Origin of the sequence: Herbaspirillum rubrisubalbicans (assembly GCF_003719195.1) — a bacterium.
In the GTDB taxonomy this organism is placed as follows: Bacteria; Pseudomonadota; Gammaproteobacteria; order Burkholderiales; family Burkholderiaceae_D; genus Herbaspirillum; species Herbaspirillum rubrisubalbicans.
The window spans coordinates 4,032,892-4,047,824 of record NZ_CP024996.1; the positions used below are offsets into that span (position 1 = coordinate 4,032,892).

The 14,933-nt window shown below is 62.1% G+C and carries 10 protein-coding genes; 3 read left to right on the forward strand and 7 right to left on the reverse strand.

Annotation, left to right across the window (positions count from 1 at the left end):
* Window positions 1-11: 11 nt before the first annotated feature.
* Window positions 12-1,451: a D-alanyl-D-alanine carboxypeptidase/D-alanyl-D-alanine endopeptidase gene (gene dacB / locus RC54_RS17920; protein WP_061790092.1), complete on the reverse strand. Its 1,440-nt coding sequence runs from the start codon at window positions 1,449-1,451 to the stop codon at window positions 12-14.
* A gap of 442 nt (window positions 1,452-1,893) precedes the next feature.
* On the opposite strand from dacB, the gene RC54_RS17925 reads away from it, so the two are divergent.
* A complete protein-coding gene (locus RC54_RS17925) occupies window positions 1,894-3,099 on the forward strand; it encodes a diguanylate cyclase (RefSeq protein ID WP_058896346.1) in 1,206 nt (401 codons plus the stop codon).
* Window positions 3,100-3,341: 242 nt separating this feature from the next.
* On the opposite strand, the gene RC54_RS17930 is transcribed toward RC54_RS17925, so the two are convergent.
* On the reverse strand, window positions 3,342-3,524 hold the full coding sequence (locus RC54_RS17930) for a hypothetical protein (RefSeq protein WP_058896347.1): 183 nt from the start codon (window positions 3,522-3,524) through the stop codon (window positions 3,342-3,344).
* An 881-nt stretch (window positions 3,525-4,405) separates the two neighbouring features.
* Here RC54_RS17930 and mgtA point away from each other — a divergent pair.
* Both mgtA and RC54_RS17940 read left to right on the forward strand, forming a co-directional pair.
* Complete coding sequence (gene mgtA, locus RC54_RS17935) at window positions 4,406-7,168, forward strand: magnesium-translocating P-type ATPase (RefSeq protein WP_061790093.1); 2,763 nt, start codon at window positions 4,406-4,408, stop codon at window positions 7,166-7,168.
* 221 nt (window positions 7,169-7,389) lie between these two features.
* Entirely contained in the window at window positions 7,390-7,854 is a 465-nt protein-coding gene (locus RC54_RS17940) for a hypothetical protein (protein ID WP_017453914.1), read from the forward strand.
* 44 nt (window positions 7,855-7,898) lie between these two features.
* Here the strand turns inward: RC54_RS17940 and RC54_RS17945 are convergent, their stop codons facing one another.
* The 5 genes from RC54_RS17945 to RC54_RS17965 form a co-directional block, all read right to left on the reverse strand.
* Window positions 7,899-9,017, reverse strand: coding sequence for a hybrid sensor histidine kinase/response regulator (locus tag RC54_RS17945; RefSeq protein WP_017453915.1), 1,119 nt, complete (start codon window positions 9,015-9,017; stop codon window positions 7,899-7,901).
* Entirely contained in the window at window positions 9,014-9,670 is a 657-nt protein-coding gene (locus RC54_RS17950; protein ID WP_082686075.1) for a chemotaxis protein CheB, read from the reverse strand. Before RC54_RS17950 ends, RC54_RS17945 begins: the two co-directional genes overlap by 4 nt.
* Window positions 9,667-10,518, reverse strand: coding sequence for a CheR family methyltransferase (locus RC54_RS17955; protein WP_058896348.1), 852 nt, complete (start codon window positions 10,516-10,518; stop codon window positions 9,667-9,669). The genes RC54_RS17950 and RC54_RS17955 overlap by 4 nt, the downstream gene beginning before the upstream one ends.
* Complete coding sequence (locus tag RC54_RS17960) at window positions 10,503-14,036, reverse strand: response regulator (protein WP_061790122.1); 3,534 nt, start codon at window positions 14,034-14,036, stop codon at window positions 10,503-10,505. Before RC54_RS17960 ends, RC54_RS17955 begins: the two co-directional genes overlap by 16 nt.
* Window positions 14,037-14,267: 231 nt before the next feature.
* Window positions 14,268-14,927: a DUF1345 domain-containing protein gene (locus RC54_RS17965; protein ID WP_058896349.1), complete on the reverse strand. Its 660-nt coding sequence runs from the start codon at window positions 14,925-14,927 to the stop codon at window positions 14,268-14,270.
* Window positions 14,928-14,933 lie beyond the last annotated feature (6 nt).

Genomic DNA, 14,933 nt, shown 5'->3' on the forward strand with positions numbered 1-14,933 from the left:
TGCCTTAGCGATCAACCATTCTCGTACACCCACTGCAACAAGGCATCCTGCGCCTGCTGCCCATTGGGTGCAGCCGCGTGATTGATCAGGAACACCACCACGTAGGTCTTGCCCGAAGCCGCCTGTACATAACCCGCAATCGAACGCACATCATTGAGCGTACCGGTCTTGATATGCGCCTGACCGGCCACGCTTTGCGTCTTCAGACGCCGACGCATGGTGCCGTCATAGCCCACCAGCGGCAGCGAGGACACGAACTCCGGCATCAGCGGCGAGCGATACGCCTGCACCAGCAAACTGCCCAGCAATAGCGGCGTGACCCGGTCGATGCGCGACAGACCCGCCCCATTCTCGATGACCAGGGCACTGGTATCGATGCCCTTGTCATTGAGCCAGGAGCGCACCGCGCGCACGGCATTGGTGGTGTCGCCAGGCTGCCCCGTCATCTCCGCGCCCAGCGTCAAGAGCACCTGGCGCGCCATCAAGTTGTTGCTGTACTTGTTGATGTCGCGAATGACTTCCGGCAGCGGCGGCGACTGCACTTCCACCATCAGCCGCGCCGTGGGCGTGACCAGTCCATTGAGCACGCGCCCGGAAAAACTGCCGCCCAGCTCGGCCCACATCTGCACGAAACTCGCGCCGACATACTGCAGGTTAGTCATGCGATAAGGATGCACATACCACACGCGCGGCCCGCAATCGGCGGCATAGGTCCCGGCGAAATTGGCGGCATTGGCCTGGTTGTCCAACATCAGCTTGCCCTGCCAGTCACCGCACGGCTCCTGCGACAGGCGCGGCGGGGTGATGGTGACACCTGCCATGGGCGGGTCCATGCTGACATTGACCACGCCATTGGCCACATCCGGCTCGAAGCGGAAGGCCTGGGTGCGGTAATTCAACAGCAAGGCGTCGGGACCGGCGTTATAGGGCTTCTGCGGGTCGCCGTCGAATTGCGCGGGATCGTAGCTGGACTCGGCGAAATAGCTGCGGTCCAGTACCAGGTTGCCGCGGATGTCCTTGATCCCGCGCGCGCGCAACTGGCGCAGAAACAGCCAGAAGTTTTCCAACACCAGCTTGGGGTCGCCCCCGCCCTTGAGAATCAGGTCGCCATTGAGCACGCCGTTGGCGAGCGTGCCGTCGATATAGGCCTGGGTCTTCCAGCGATAGGTCGGCCCCAGGATTTCCAGCGCGGCATCGGTGGTCACCAGCTTCATCACCGAGGCCGGATTGAACGGCTGACTCACATTGTTGGAAACCAGCACGCGCTTGCCACTGTCGGCCTCGACCACCAGCACACCAGCATTCTGTTGCGGGATATGGGCTACGCGCAGCGCCCCCACCACTGGTGGCGGCAGACTTTGCGCCGCACTGGCAGCACTGGTCAGCAACGCCAGGGCAAAGGTGATAAAGGTCGGGGAAGAAGGCGATGCCAGGCGGGGAAAGCGGAACATAATCAAGGCCAGGATGAAGACCAGGCATTATAGGGGATAGCAAGTCGCCACCGGGCTCGCCGCGCAGAAGGCAGGCAGCCAGACATCGGGGCGTCACGTTGCCGTGCGACAATAACGATTTGTTAGCTCCCAGTGAGCGATGATGCGCTGGACTGCTTCCTTTTGTTGTCAAAGCTCATATGTCAGAGTTCACATATCAGAGTTCACATATCAGAGTTCACATATCAGAGTTCACATATCAGAGCCCATATGTCAGAGCTCAGATATCAAAGCTTGTGCAAGTTGTCCAGGATCAGGCTTGCACGCGGCCCGTCCGTGGAGTTACGCTGCATCACACACTATGATGAATTAACCCGCAAGTCATTGTCGCGTACCCGCAGCCCTTGCGCGCGGCGATCCCGGCGCCCCCCTTCTGCGGATTTGACGAAAGAAAAAGATCACCATGTCATCCCGTTCCAAGCCTGATTTCGGTGCGCTGCGGCCATCGCGGTCGGCCCATTGGCGCCTGCTGCGCGAATTGCTCGACCCCATTAGCCTCTACCGCCGCCGACCGGCACGGCCCGACGATCCACCGCAGCAAGCGCTGATCGGCAAGGGCGTGCGCTTCGTGCAGCGCATCTTCCGCTTGCGGCTGATCGGCCTGGGGATCGGCTTTTTCTGCGTGGCCGCAGGCTTCCTGCAACAACCGGTCGCCTGGCCGCTGTGGCTGCTGCTGGCCGCGCACGGCTACCTGTGGCCGCACCTGGCGCGCTACTGGGCCCTCAAGAGTACCATCCCCTATCGCGCCGAACGCCGCAATCTCATCATCGATGCCGCCTTCGGCGGCTTCTGGATCGCCGCCCTGAACGGCAACCTGGTGCCCAGCACAGTGATCATCTCCATGCTATCGATGGACAATATCGCCGCCGGCGGCCTGCGCCTGTTCATGCGCGGCCTCTATGCCAGCCTGGCCACTGCCATCCTGGCCTGGTGGCTGCTGGAGGCGCAGTTCCAGCCGCAATCGGACCTGGTCACCATCCTCGCCTGCCTGCCGATGATGGCGCTCTACCCGCTGGCTCTGGGCCAATCGACCTATGCGATGTCCAAGAAACTGGCCGAGCGCTCGCGCCAGTTCGAGATCGTCAGCCAGCTCGATGGACTCACTTTGCTATTCAACCGGCGCTACTGGGAAAACCTGCTCGCTGCCGAATTCGAGCGGCGCCGCCAGGAACGTGCCCCGACCCATCAAGCCTTCCTGCTGTTGCTGGACCTGGACCACTTCAAGAGCATCAACGACACCCACGGCCACCTGATCGGCGACGAAGTGCTGCGCAATTTCTCGCGACTGCTGCGCGCCAACCTGCGCGAGGATGACTTGATCGGACGCTATGGCGGCGAGGAATTCGTGGTGATCCTGCGCGACATCCAGCCCGGCGAAGCCCTGGCGCTGTCGCAACGGCTGGTGGAAGCTGCGCGCGCGGCCAATGATGAAAATAATTTATACGGTTGCACCGTCAGCGCCGGCCTGGTGCCCTTTTCCACCGACATGGAGGCGTACTTCGTCTGGCTGCAACGCGCCGATCACGCCATGTACTGCGCCAAGGAAAGCGGCCGCGACCGCCTGGTAGTGTGGAACGAGAGACTGGAACGCAAGGTGCGCGCGGCCTGAAGATCAGCGGGTCGCGACCTCATCGGAAAGCTCGGGAACAGACGCCTCCACCAGAACGATGGACGCAAAAAAGGCCGATGTCTTCGGGGCCGCCACGAGACCACTGTGAAAACATCGACCTAGGGAAATCAAGGCGGGGCAATCGGCATGACGGACTGATAGGCAACTTCCCTGGAAAAATGCCTGCGCCGATGCCCCGGCCATTGCCGCTACGAGCGGCAAAGCGGGCCGTAGAAAGCCCGCTAAATTAGCACTGGCAGTGCCTCCAGTACTAAAAGGGCGAGCAGCGCGCCGAAGACCGCGCCCACTGCTCTCAAACTGGTACGAACCATCCGCGAGGCTACCGGCACCTCCCCGCATAGCAACAATCCCGCCAACGTCATAGGAATGAAGAACATCAGATTGTTCATGATGAGGTTGGGCATGATGCATCTCCTGTCGAGTTTATTGGTCTTGCGCAGGGTGCTGCGCGCTCTCTTGTTGGGGCTTGCCTCGTTTCAAGTATAGGCCGTACACCATAGAAGACAAGGCTCGCCAGGCGGGAATCGGTGCTGCACAGCAGCGTCCAAGGCGCTTACCGACACCTTTCCGTTCTCCAGTACGAAGCAAAAAGCTTCAGATCGCGCTTGTTGCAGATGCACAAATTTTTAGCAACATGGGATGAATTGCCTTGACCCTGTTTTCTACCCGGGCGTAGAATTCGCCCGTTTTCATTTTTTGGAGTCCCTCTCATGGGCACTTGTTCGGGTGACAGTTGTTGCCGGTTCATTCCGGGTTAAGCCTTAGCAAGGATTTCAGCAGGACTTCTTCCTGTCGTCATCTTGCACCAGGCAGATGACGGCATCTCATGTCGGTAGCGCACGGCCACTTAGGTGGCTGGTTCCAGCGTTGCTGCCGATAGCGACATTCCCTCACAACGACAGATCGACGATCGACCGCCGCTGACACGGCCTCAGAACGCATCTTCCAGCGCGTCCGCCTTGCCTGCCCCGTGCAGCGCCGGGCCGCTTGCTGCTTGCCGACTGACGCCGCGCATCCCGCATGGCCACAGGCCCTGCGGTGGCATGTCCGCTTGCGCCATCAGGCGCCGATGACAGGGGCTCCGCTCAACCAGGCGGAGGCTGCAATGCGACAGACATATCCATCATGAACCCGCGAAGACCGCGCGCGCCGAGGGCGCTCGCCCGTTCCTGTCGGTGCTGGCCACACCGCCAACCCTGATGCTGCAAGCCCCTCAAGCCGGCTTGCCAGCGCGATGCAAACCCTTCGTCCACGGGACGAAGACCAACAAGAAAAGAAGCACGCCATGACTCTGAACCTGCTGAAAGAAACCTTTGTCAGCTTCATCCGCGCCCGCGGTATGGATCGACACTTCCGCCGCCTGGGCATGGACATGTTCCGCAGCGCCCCGGTGACCCGCGAAGTCCCGCCCACCCTGGCCGAGCAATTGAGCCAGGCCTCCCGCAGCCAAGCCCAGGACCTGCTGCAACGCCTGCACACCCGCCTGGACGGCCTGACCGAAGCCGAAGCCGACGCCATCCGCGAACACAGCGGCCCCAACGAAGTCGAGCATGAAAAGCCGCTGACCTGGTACGTCCACCTGTGGCACTGCTACAAGAACCCCTTCAATCTGCTGCTGACCCTGCTGGCCACCGTCTCCTTCTACACCGACGACATGAAGGCCGCCACCGTGATCGGTACCATGGTGGTGGTCTCCACGCTGCTGCGCTTCGTCCAGGAAGCCCGCTCCAACACTGCCGCCGACAAGCTCAAGGCCATGGTCAGCAACACCGCTACCGTGATGCGCCACGACCAGGTCGAAGAGATCGCCGCCGAAGCCCAGCGCTACTTCGACGTCACCCTGCACCCCAAGGGCGCGCGCCGCGTCGAAGTGCCGATCCGCAAGCTGGTGCCGGGCGACGTCGTGCTGCTCTCGGCCGGCGACATGATCCCCGCCGACCTGCGCCTGTTGGCCGCCAAGGACTTGTTCGTGAGCCAAGCCGCCATGACTGGCGAATCACTGCCGGTGGAAAAATTCGTCACCGCCAGCAACCTCAACACCAGCAGCCCCCTGGAGCTGGACAACCTGTGCTTCATGGGCACCAACGTGGTCAGCGGCTCGGCCACCGGCGTGGTACTGACCACCGGCAAGCGCACCTACTTCGGCGCCCTGGCCGAGCGCGTCACCGCCACCGACCGCACCCCGACTGCGTTCCAGGCCGGCGTGAACAAGGTGAGCTGGCTGCTGATCCGCTTCATGCTGGTGATGACCCCGGTGGTGTTCTTCATCAACGGCTTCACCAAGGGTGACTGGGTCGAGGCCTTCCTGTTCGGCCTCTCGGTGGCCGTGGGCCTGACCCCGGAAATGCTGCCCATGATCGTCACCTCGACCCTGGCCAAGGGTGCGGTGGCCTTGTCGCGCAAGAAGGTGATCGTCAAGCGCCTGGACGCGATCCAGAACTTCGGCGCCATGGACGTACTGTGCACCGACAAGACCGGCACCCTCACGCAAGACAAGATCTTCCTGGAACGTCATACCGACATCCACGGCGAACCCGACGATGAAGTGCTGCAATACGCCTATCTGAACAGTTATTACCAGACCGGCCTGAAAAACCTGCTGGACGTGGCCGTGCTGGAGCACGCCGAACTGCAACGTGAAATGTCCATCGCCTCGGCCTATCGCAAGGTCGATGAAATTCCTTTCGACTTCCAGCGCCGCCGCATGTCGGTGGTGGTCTCCGAACGCGAAGATCACCACGAACTGATCTGCAAGGGCGCCGTCGAGGAAATCGTCTCGGTCTGCTCGCGCGCTCGCGTCAATGGCCAAGTGGTGCCGCTGACACCGGCCCTGCTGGAAGAGATCCGCGCCACCACCGGCGGCCTCAATGCCGAAGGTCTGCGCGTGGTCGGTGTGGCCGCCAAGGAGCTGCCGCCGACCAAGGAAGTCTATAGCCTGGCCGATGAATCGGACCTGGTACTGATCGGCTACATCGCCTTCCTCGATCCGCCCAAGGAATCAACCGCCCCGGCCCTGGCCGCGCTGCGTGCGCACGGCGTGAAGGTCAAGATCCTGACCGGCGACAACGAACTGGTCACCGCCAAGATCTGCCGCGAGGTCGGACTGGAGGTCAAGGGCATGTTGCTGGGTTCCTACGTCGAAAAGATGAGCGATGCCGAACTATCGCAGGCGGTAGAAACCGTGACGGTCTTCGCCAAGCTCTCGCCAGCCCACAAGGAACGCATCGTGCGCGTGCTGCATGACCGTGGCCACGTGGTCGGCTTCATGGGCGACGGCATCAACGACGCCCCGGCCCTGCGTGCGGCTGATATCGGTATCTCGGTGGATACGGCGGTGGATATCGCCAAGGAAGCAGCCGACCTGATCCTGCTGGAAAAGAGCCTGATGGTATTGGAAGCCGGTGTACTGGAAGGCCGCAAGACCTTCGCCAACATGCTCAAGTACATCAAGATGACCGCCAGCTCCAACTTCGGCAATGTCTTCTCGGTCCTGATCGCCAGTGCCTTCCTGCCTTTCCTGCCGATGCTGCCCTTGCATCTGCTGGTGCAGAATCTGCTGTATGACGTCTCGCAGATCTCGATCCCGTTCGACAACGTCGATAAGGAATTCCTGGAAAAGCCGCAGCGCTGGGATGCCGGTGACATCGGCCGCTTCATGGTCTTCTTCGGCCCGATCAGCTCGATCTTCGACATCAGCACCTTTGCGCTGATGTGGTTCATCTTCGGCGCCAGCTCGCCGGAACATCAAACCCTGTTCCAGTCCGGCTGGTTCATCGAAGGCCTGCTGTCGCAGACGCTGATCGTGCACATGATCCGCACGCGCCGCATCCCCTTCTTCCAGAGCCGTGCCTCGTGGCCACTGATGGGAATGACGCTGGCCATCATGGCCATCGGCATTGCGATCCCGATGACACCGCTGGCGCATTACTTCAAGCTGGAGGCGCTGCCGCTGTCCTACTTCCCGTGGCTGGTGGGGATCCTGGTGGCGTATGCGGTGCTGATTCAGGGGATGAAGGGGTGGTATGCCAAGCGGTATGGGTGGCAGTGAGCTGCTGAGTCAATTTTGAAATAAAAATGCCTGCCCCACGGAGCAGGCATTTTTAACTAAGGAGCTTTTTACCTGAACGGAATTTTCCTTGATCCGCCCTGATCCGACGGAAGAAATGCAAACGAACCAGAAGCCTGCAGATGGCGAACCTTTCGGTTTGCCATCGGTCTTTCGAAAGTCAAGCACGGAAGTACTTCCCTCTCTTCGATCTGGAGCCACAGATGTCCACCCTCAGCGTCTCCCCCGACAACCCTGCCGCCATGCCTCATCTGAACAAGGCACGCTATCTGATCGTGGCTGGATGGATGCTGTTCATGATCTCGCTGGCCCTGCCTGTGCAGAACAATGATCGGGGCTACGTGGCCCTGCTCGTTTCGTTCGTCTTTCTGACGTCCATCCTTGATCGCCTGGACCCGCAACTGATCTGGATGAGCACTTACGCACTGGTCAACACCGGCCTGATCGCCTCCGCCTTTATCGCCTGGAAGGGGCGCCTGATCAGCCATCCTCGCTGCTCGGTCTTCTTTACGCTGGCGGCATTGGACACCTTGTTTGCCCCCCTGTTCTCCAAGGAGTTCAGCCAGTACCCGGCGTTCTGGTGCTGGGTCGTTTCCGCGATCCTGGTCGCTGCAGGAATGAATCTGGCGCGGCTACGCCAGCAGGACCACGTGTCCGCCCACCAATAGATCTTGCGCCTTGCGCGATCAGCGACGCTACGCTGGTCGCCCCCCTATCGCCGCGGCAACCTCACCGTCACCATCGTCTGCACCTGGTCATCAGAGGTCATGGTAATGCTTCCCCCATGCGCCTTGACGATCTGCTGCGCAATGAACAAGCCCAATCCCAGCCCTTCCTTGCGTCCGATTTCACGTCCGCCACCGCGGAAAGGATCGAAAATCACCGGCAGCAATTCGGCCGGGATCACGCCGCGATTGGCGATGGTCAGCACCACCTCATGTTCGCTGCGGCCATCGAGGCCGATGCAGATCGGGCTGCCGGCCACACCGTGCTGCAAGGCATTGCCCAGCAGATTGGCGGCGACCTGGGCCAGGCGGTCGCCATCCCAGAAACCGTTATCGTCACCCTCGATGCGGCGCTCGATCACGCTGCCCGGATAGGTGGCCTGGTATTCCTGCACTACCCGTTCCGTGATCTCGCCCAGGCAGGCACTGGCGCGCGCCAGCGGGATGCCGCCGGCCAGGCGGGCGCGGGCCAGATCCAGCATGTTCTCGATCAGCTTGGCCATGCGCTTGCCGCCATTGAGGATCTGCTGCGAAGCCTTCTGCGCCACCTCTTCCTTGTAGGTCCGCTGCAGCAGGGTGGCGGCCATCACCACCGCGCTCAAGGGATTGCGCAAGTCGTGACCGAGGATGGCCACGAACATTTCATTCATGCGCAGGGTCTCGGTGCGCTCGCGCAATTCCAGCGCCAGCAATTGCTTCTGACGATACAACTGGAAGAACACCTCGGCCTTGTTGCGCAGGATGTGCGGCTCGATGGGCTTGTAGAGAAAATCCACGGCCCCGCTTTCATAGCCCTTGAACAGGCGCCGTTCATCGCGCACACCGGCGGTGACGAAGATCAGCGGCACGTTGCGGGTGCGCTCGCTGCCGCGGATCAGTTCGGCCAGCTCGAAGCCATCCATGTCCGGCATCTGCACGTCGATGAAGGCCAGCGCCACTTCGTGCTGCAACAGCAGCTCCAGCGCCTCCAGGCCCGAGCGGGCCAGCAGCAGTTCGACATCGTCCCGTTGCAGCAGCGCCGAGAGGGCCAACAAGTTTTCGTCGAGATCATCGACCAACAGGAATTTCACCCGCGGCAGGTCTCGGTCTTTATGTTTTTCTATCACCTGCGTTCCTTTTCCTGGTCATTCCCGGTTACGCCCAGGGTGCGCAGCAGATCAGCGATCTGCGGGAGCGTGAGCACATAATCGATGTTTCCCAGCGCCAGTGCCTGCGCCGGCATGTAAGGCACCTGGGCCTGCTGCGGACTTTGCACCACGGTCACGCCGCCGGCGCGGGCAATGGCCTGCAAGCCGGCTGCGCCATCGTGGTTGCCACCGGTGAGCACGATGCCCAGCAGCTGCGGGCCATAGACATCCGCCGCCGATTCGAACAGCACGTCGATGGCCGGGCGCGAGAAGTTGACCAGTTCGTCATTGGACATGGCCAGCAAGGGCCCTTCTTCGCCGCGATCGACCAGCAGATGATAATCCGGTGGCGCAAAATAGATCACGCCGGCCTGGGCCGGCTCCTTGTCCTGCGCTTCCACCACCGGTTGGGCGCAACGATCGGCAAAGATCGATGCCAGCAGGCTGGGCCGCTCACGCGGGATGTGCAGCACCACCATGGTCGCCACAGCCGCCCCGCGGCGCAAGGCCGGCAGGATTTCCGAGAGCGCTTCCACGCCCCCGGCCGAGGCGCCGATGACGATCGCCTCGATGCTGCGGCCAGCGAGGTCATTGAAACCACTGAGCTCACTCTGGGCCGGCCGGGGATTCACAACTCCCCCTTCTTCTGGAAGATGCGATCTTCGCGCACCACTTCATCAAAGGCCGGGCCATGCGAAGAAAACCGCAGCGACTCCTTGGAGCCCAGGCCCAGGAAGCCCTTGCGCACCAGCGATTCACGGAACAGGCCCAGCGCGCGTTCCTGCAGATGGCGGTTGAAATAGATCAGCACATTGCGGCAAGAGACCAGGTGCATCTCGGCAAAGACGCTGTCGGTGGCCAGGCTGTGGTCGGAAAAGACCACGTTCTTGCGCAAGGATTTGTCAAACATCACCGCGCCATAAGCCGCCGTATAGTAATCCGAAAGCGAAGTCCTTGCGCCAGCTTTCTGGTGATTGCTGGTGAAGCCGGCGATACGGTCCAGCTCGTAGACCCCGGCTTCGGCCTTCTTGAGCGCGGCCTGGTTGATGTCGGTGGCATAGATGATGCTGCGTTCGAGCAAGCCTTCCTCGCGCAGCAGGATCGCCAGCGAATAGACTTCCTCGCCACTGCTGCAGCCGGCTACCCAGATCTTGAGCGATGGATAGGTGCGCAGCAGCGGCACCACCTTCTCGCGCAAGGCCAGGAAGTAGCTGGGATCGCGGAACATCTCGCTGACCTGTACGGTGAGGTAATCCATCAAGGCCGGAAACACCGCCGCATCATGCAAGACCCTGTCCTGCAGTTGCGACAGGGTCGCGCAGTCGAAGCGGATCATGGCGGTGGCCAGGCGGCGCTTCAAGGATGCCCCGGCATAGCCGCGGAAATCGCAGTGGTACTTGAGGTAGATGGCGTCCAGCAGCAACTGCATTTCGATATCGAAATGCCGGTTGGCCAGGGCCTGGTTTATTTGGGCATCCATACGCGTACCAGCGACAACAGTTTTTCCACATCCAGGGGCTTGGCGATGTAATCGTTCGCCCCGGCGGCCAGGCATTTTTCCTGGTCATCCTTCATGGCCTTGGCGGTCAAGGCGATGATGGGTAGCCGCTTCCAGATGGCTTGCTTGCGAATCTCGCGCATGGCAGTCAGGCCATCCATTTCCGGCATCATGATATCCATCAGCACCAGGTCGATGGGCGCGCCCGGCTGCTCCTGACTGCGTTGCAGCGCCTGCAGCGCCTCGCGGCCATTGCGGGCGATATCGACCTTCATGCCCTTGGGTTCCAGCACCGAAGAGAGTGCAAAGATGTTGCGCACATCGTCTTCCACCACCAGGATGCGGCGGCCTTCGAAGACCGTTTCGCGGTCGCGCGCCACCTTGAGCAGGCGCTGGCTCTCCGGCGGCAGCGTGGTCTCGATCTGGTGCAGGAACAGCGTGACTTCATCGAGCAGGCGTTCGGGTGAACGCGCATCCTTGATGATGATGGAGCGCGAGAAGCGGCGCAGGTTCTGCTCTTCCTCAGCCGATAGCGAACGACCGGTATAGACGATCACCGGCGGGAAGGCCACGTGTTCCTGCTCGGCCATCTTTTCCAGCAACTGGTAGCCGGACAGATCGGGCAGGTTCAGGTCCATCACCATACAGTCGAAGGTGGTCTCGCGCAGGCGCGCCAGGGCATCGGCGGCGGTGCGCACACCGACCAGGTTGATGTTTTCGCCGGCCAGCAACTGGCGGATGCTGTCGAGCTGGCGCGCATCGTCCTCGACCACCAGCACGTGCCGCAGACCTTGCAGGAACTTGGCTTCCAGCTTGCGGATGGCGCCCACCAGTTCTTCGCGCTGCACCGGTTTCAAGGCGTAGCCGATGGCACCACGCTCCAGCGCCTCCTGCGAATAATCGGCCACCGACACCACGTGCACCGGGATGTGGCGCGTGCGCGGATTGCGCTTGATCTGGTCCAGCACGCCCAGGCCCGAGAAATCGGGCAGGTTCATGTCCATCAGGATGGCGCTGGGGCGATACATCTCGGCGGCCGCCACACCCTCGTTGGCCGAATGGGTGACCACGCACTGGAAGCCCATCTCATGGGCCAGGTCGCGCAGGATCATGGCAAAGGCAGCATCGTCCTCGATCACCAGGATCAGGCGCGAAGCCGCTTCGATACGATCGCGGTCGTCGTCGATGGCGATGTCCTGCAGGCGTTTCTGGGGCGTCGGCATCACTTGCGGACCGGGGATGCGCACGTCCGGTGCGGTGGCCACCTGAGCCGCCTGCAAGGTCGCCGCAGCAGCCGCCGGGACCGGCAACGCGGTGCGCATGACGGCTTGCTCGGGGCGATAGACCTGGGGCAGCGAGAGCGTGAAGATGCTGCCTTCGCCGAGGCGGCTTTGCACCTCGATATCGCCCCCCAGCAGGTGCGCCAGGTCGCGCGAGATCGACAGGCCCAGGCCGGTGCCGCCGTACTTGCGGTGAGTGCTGCCATCGGCCTGGCGGAAGGCTTCGAAGATGAACTGATGCTGCTCGGCGCCGATACCGATGCCGGTGTCGCGCACGGCAAAGACGATGCGCCCGCCCGCGTCCAGCGAGATGCGCAGGCTGACCTCGCCCTTTTCGGTGAACTTGATGGCGTTGGAGAGCAGGTTCTTGAGGATCTGGCCCAGGCGCTGCATGTCCGTTTCCATGCGCAACGGTACGCCCGGCTCGACCTCGACCTTGAAGCCCAGGCTCTTCTGTTGGGCCATCACGACGAAGCTGGCCTTGAGTTCCTCGGCCAGCTTGCTCACCACGAAGGATTCGCTGACGATATCGAGCTTGCCGGCCTCCATCTTGGACAGGTCCAGGATGTCATTGATCAGGGCCAGCAGGTCGTTGCCAGCCGAAGAAATGGTCTGGGCGAAGCGTACCTGTTCGTCGGACAGATTGCCCTGCTTGTTGTCGGCCAGCAGTTTGGCCAGGATCAGGGTGGAGTTCAGCGGCGTACGCAATTCATGGCTCATGTTGGCCAGGAATTCACTCTTGTACTGGTTGGCCCGCTCCAGCTCCGTGGCCTTTTCCACCAGCACCACCTGGGTCTTGGCCAGGTCTTCCTTCTGCAGCTCCAGCAACTGGGTCTGTTCTTCCAGTTGCGCATTGGTTTCTTCCAGCTCGGCCTGCTGGGTTTCCAGGCGCAGTTGCGAAGCCTTCAGGGCCTGACCCTGCTCTTCCAGCTCTTCATTGTTGACCCGCAGCTCTTCCTGCTGGGCCTGTAATTCCTCGGACTGGCGCTGGGTTTCTTCCAGCAGTTCTTCCAGGCGGGTGCGGTCCTTGGAGGAGCGCACGGCAATGGCGATCTGGTCTGCCAGGCGTGCCAGCAACTCCTCTTCCTCGGCGCGCACCTGGCGCAGAAAGCCCAGCTCGAAGACCGCCTGCACCGTACCGTCGATGGCGGCCGGCACGATCAGCAGTTCGCGTGGGGCGTGCTGGCCGAGCGCCGAAGAAATGTCGAGGTAATGCGCCGGTACCTCCTTGACATGCATCGGACGGTTGAGCTTGGCCGCCTGTCCCAGCAAGCCCTGACCATCGCGCAGGTGCAGCGCTTGCGCAGCATGGGATGGCTCATCGACCTGCTCCAGCGCATAGCCGGCAAAGCGCTGGAACTCGCCGCGCTCATTGCGCAGGTAGATGGCACCGACCTGAGCATTGAGGTAGCCGGTGAGGAAGTCCAGGGTATTTTCGCCCAGGGTGGAAAGACGCTGCTCGCCCTGCAGACGCTCGGCCAAGCCCATCTGGCCGGCGCGGATCCAGGCCTGTTTTTCACGGGCGCGATAGTCGCGCGAGGTGGTCACGGCCGCCGCCGCAATCAACACCAGCAGCAAGCCCGATCCGCCCCAGGCCACGGCGCTGGAAAAGGCCACTGCCCCACGCCAGTCGGACTGACGCGATGCCAGCAGGTCGCGCTCCTGTTCTTCCATGTCGCGGGTCAGCACCCGCACGCGGTCCATGAACATCTTGCCGCGATCCGATTGCACCACTGCCAGCGCGCCGACCGTGTCGCCATTGCGGCGGCGGCTGATGGTCTCGCCCAGCTCGTCCAGCTTGTCGCCCACCACGCGTTCCACCTGCGCGAGCCGCTGCAACTGATCGGGATTGTCGGCGAGCAGTTCGCGCAGCTTGGCGATCTCGCCCGGCAGGGCCGCGCGGGCCTGGTTGTAAGGGCTCAGGTAGGATTCGGTGCCGGTCAGCAGGAAGCCGCGCTGGCTGGTCTCGGCATCCTTCAGGGTCGATACCACGGCCTGCAACTGCTCGCGCACCTTCATGGTGTGGGACACCGCACTGGCCGCCTCACCACGGCTGACCGAGGCTTCGTAGGTAAACAGGGCAATGAGCAACACTGCCAGGATGGCCACGGCAAAGCCGATCAGCGGCCCCGGTGGCAGGGGCAGGCCGGAAAAGACGCCCTTGCCCTGGCGTTTCAGGATGGCAATACGTTCTTCAGCTTGGCTGGAATAAACCCGCACGGTGCGCTCCATTGTTGGAATCGTTGGTCGAGCTGCGGGGGTCTGTCGTGCTCTGCCCCCTCCCCTGGATATGACTGCCGGGAAAGCCGCACATGATACCGTCGGCTTCCGGTTTGCGCTGAGCGCCTGGCGCCGGCCGCTGACGCGACACCAGCAGTGCAACAACAGGCCCTAGGACCGGATGTTGTCATTTCGGTTCCGCAGCGCCCGCATCTGGCGCGCGCGGCTGCTTCAGTTGCCGGCCAGGCCGGCGGCGATATTGATGGACAGGCCGATGATGGCGGCGTTGAAGACGAAGCAGATCAGCGAGTGCGCCAGCACCGACTTGCGTAGCGCCCGCGAAGCCACGGCCACGTCGGAGGTCTGCACGGCCACGCTGATGGTGAAGGCGAAGTAGAGGAAATCCCAGTAGTTCGGGTTGCGGATGCCTTCGGGAAAACGCAACGGCAGGGCCGCCGCATCATCATCGTCGGCATAGAACAGGCGCGCATAATGCAGCGTGAAAATGGTGCCGATCAGAGCCCAGGAGCCGAACACGGTAGAGGCCGTGAAGGCATAGCGCAGCAGACGGCCGCGCTCATCATGATGGCTGCTGCCGCCTAGCTCCAGCAGGATCGCAAGCAAGCTGGCCACTGCCGCCACGCAGACCATCACCAGCACCACGTGGGCGCTTTCATCCTCGGTCTCGGCCAGGCGCTTGACGGCCTTGGCATCGGCCTTAAACATCATCAGCCACAGACTCAACAGATAGAACCAGACGCCAGCATTCCAGCCGATCAGGCTGCGGCCTATCCAGGTGCTGGCGGGCAAGAACATGGCGGCGACGATGCCGAGGGCGATGCCGATGAGCAAACGCGGGTGGACCTGGACGATATGGCGGGCGACGGACATTGTTTT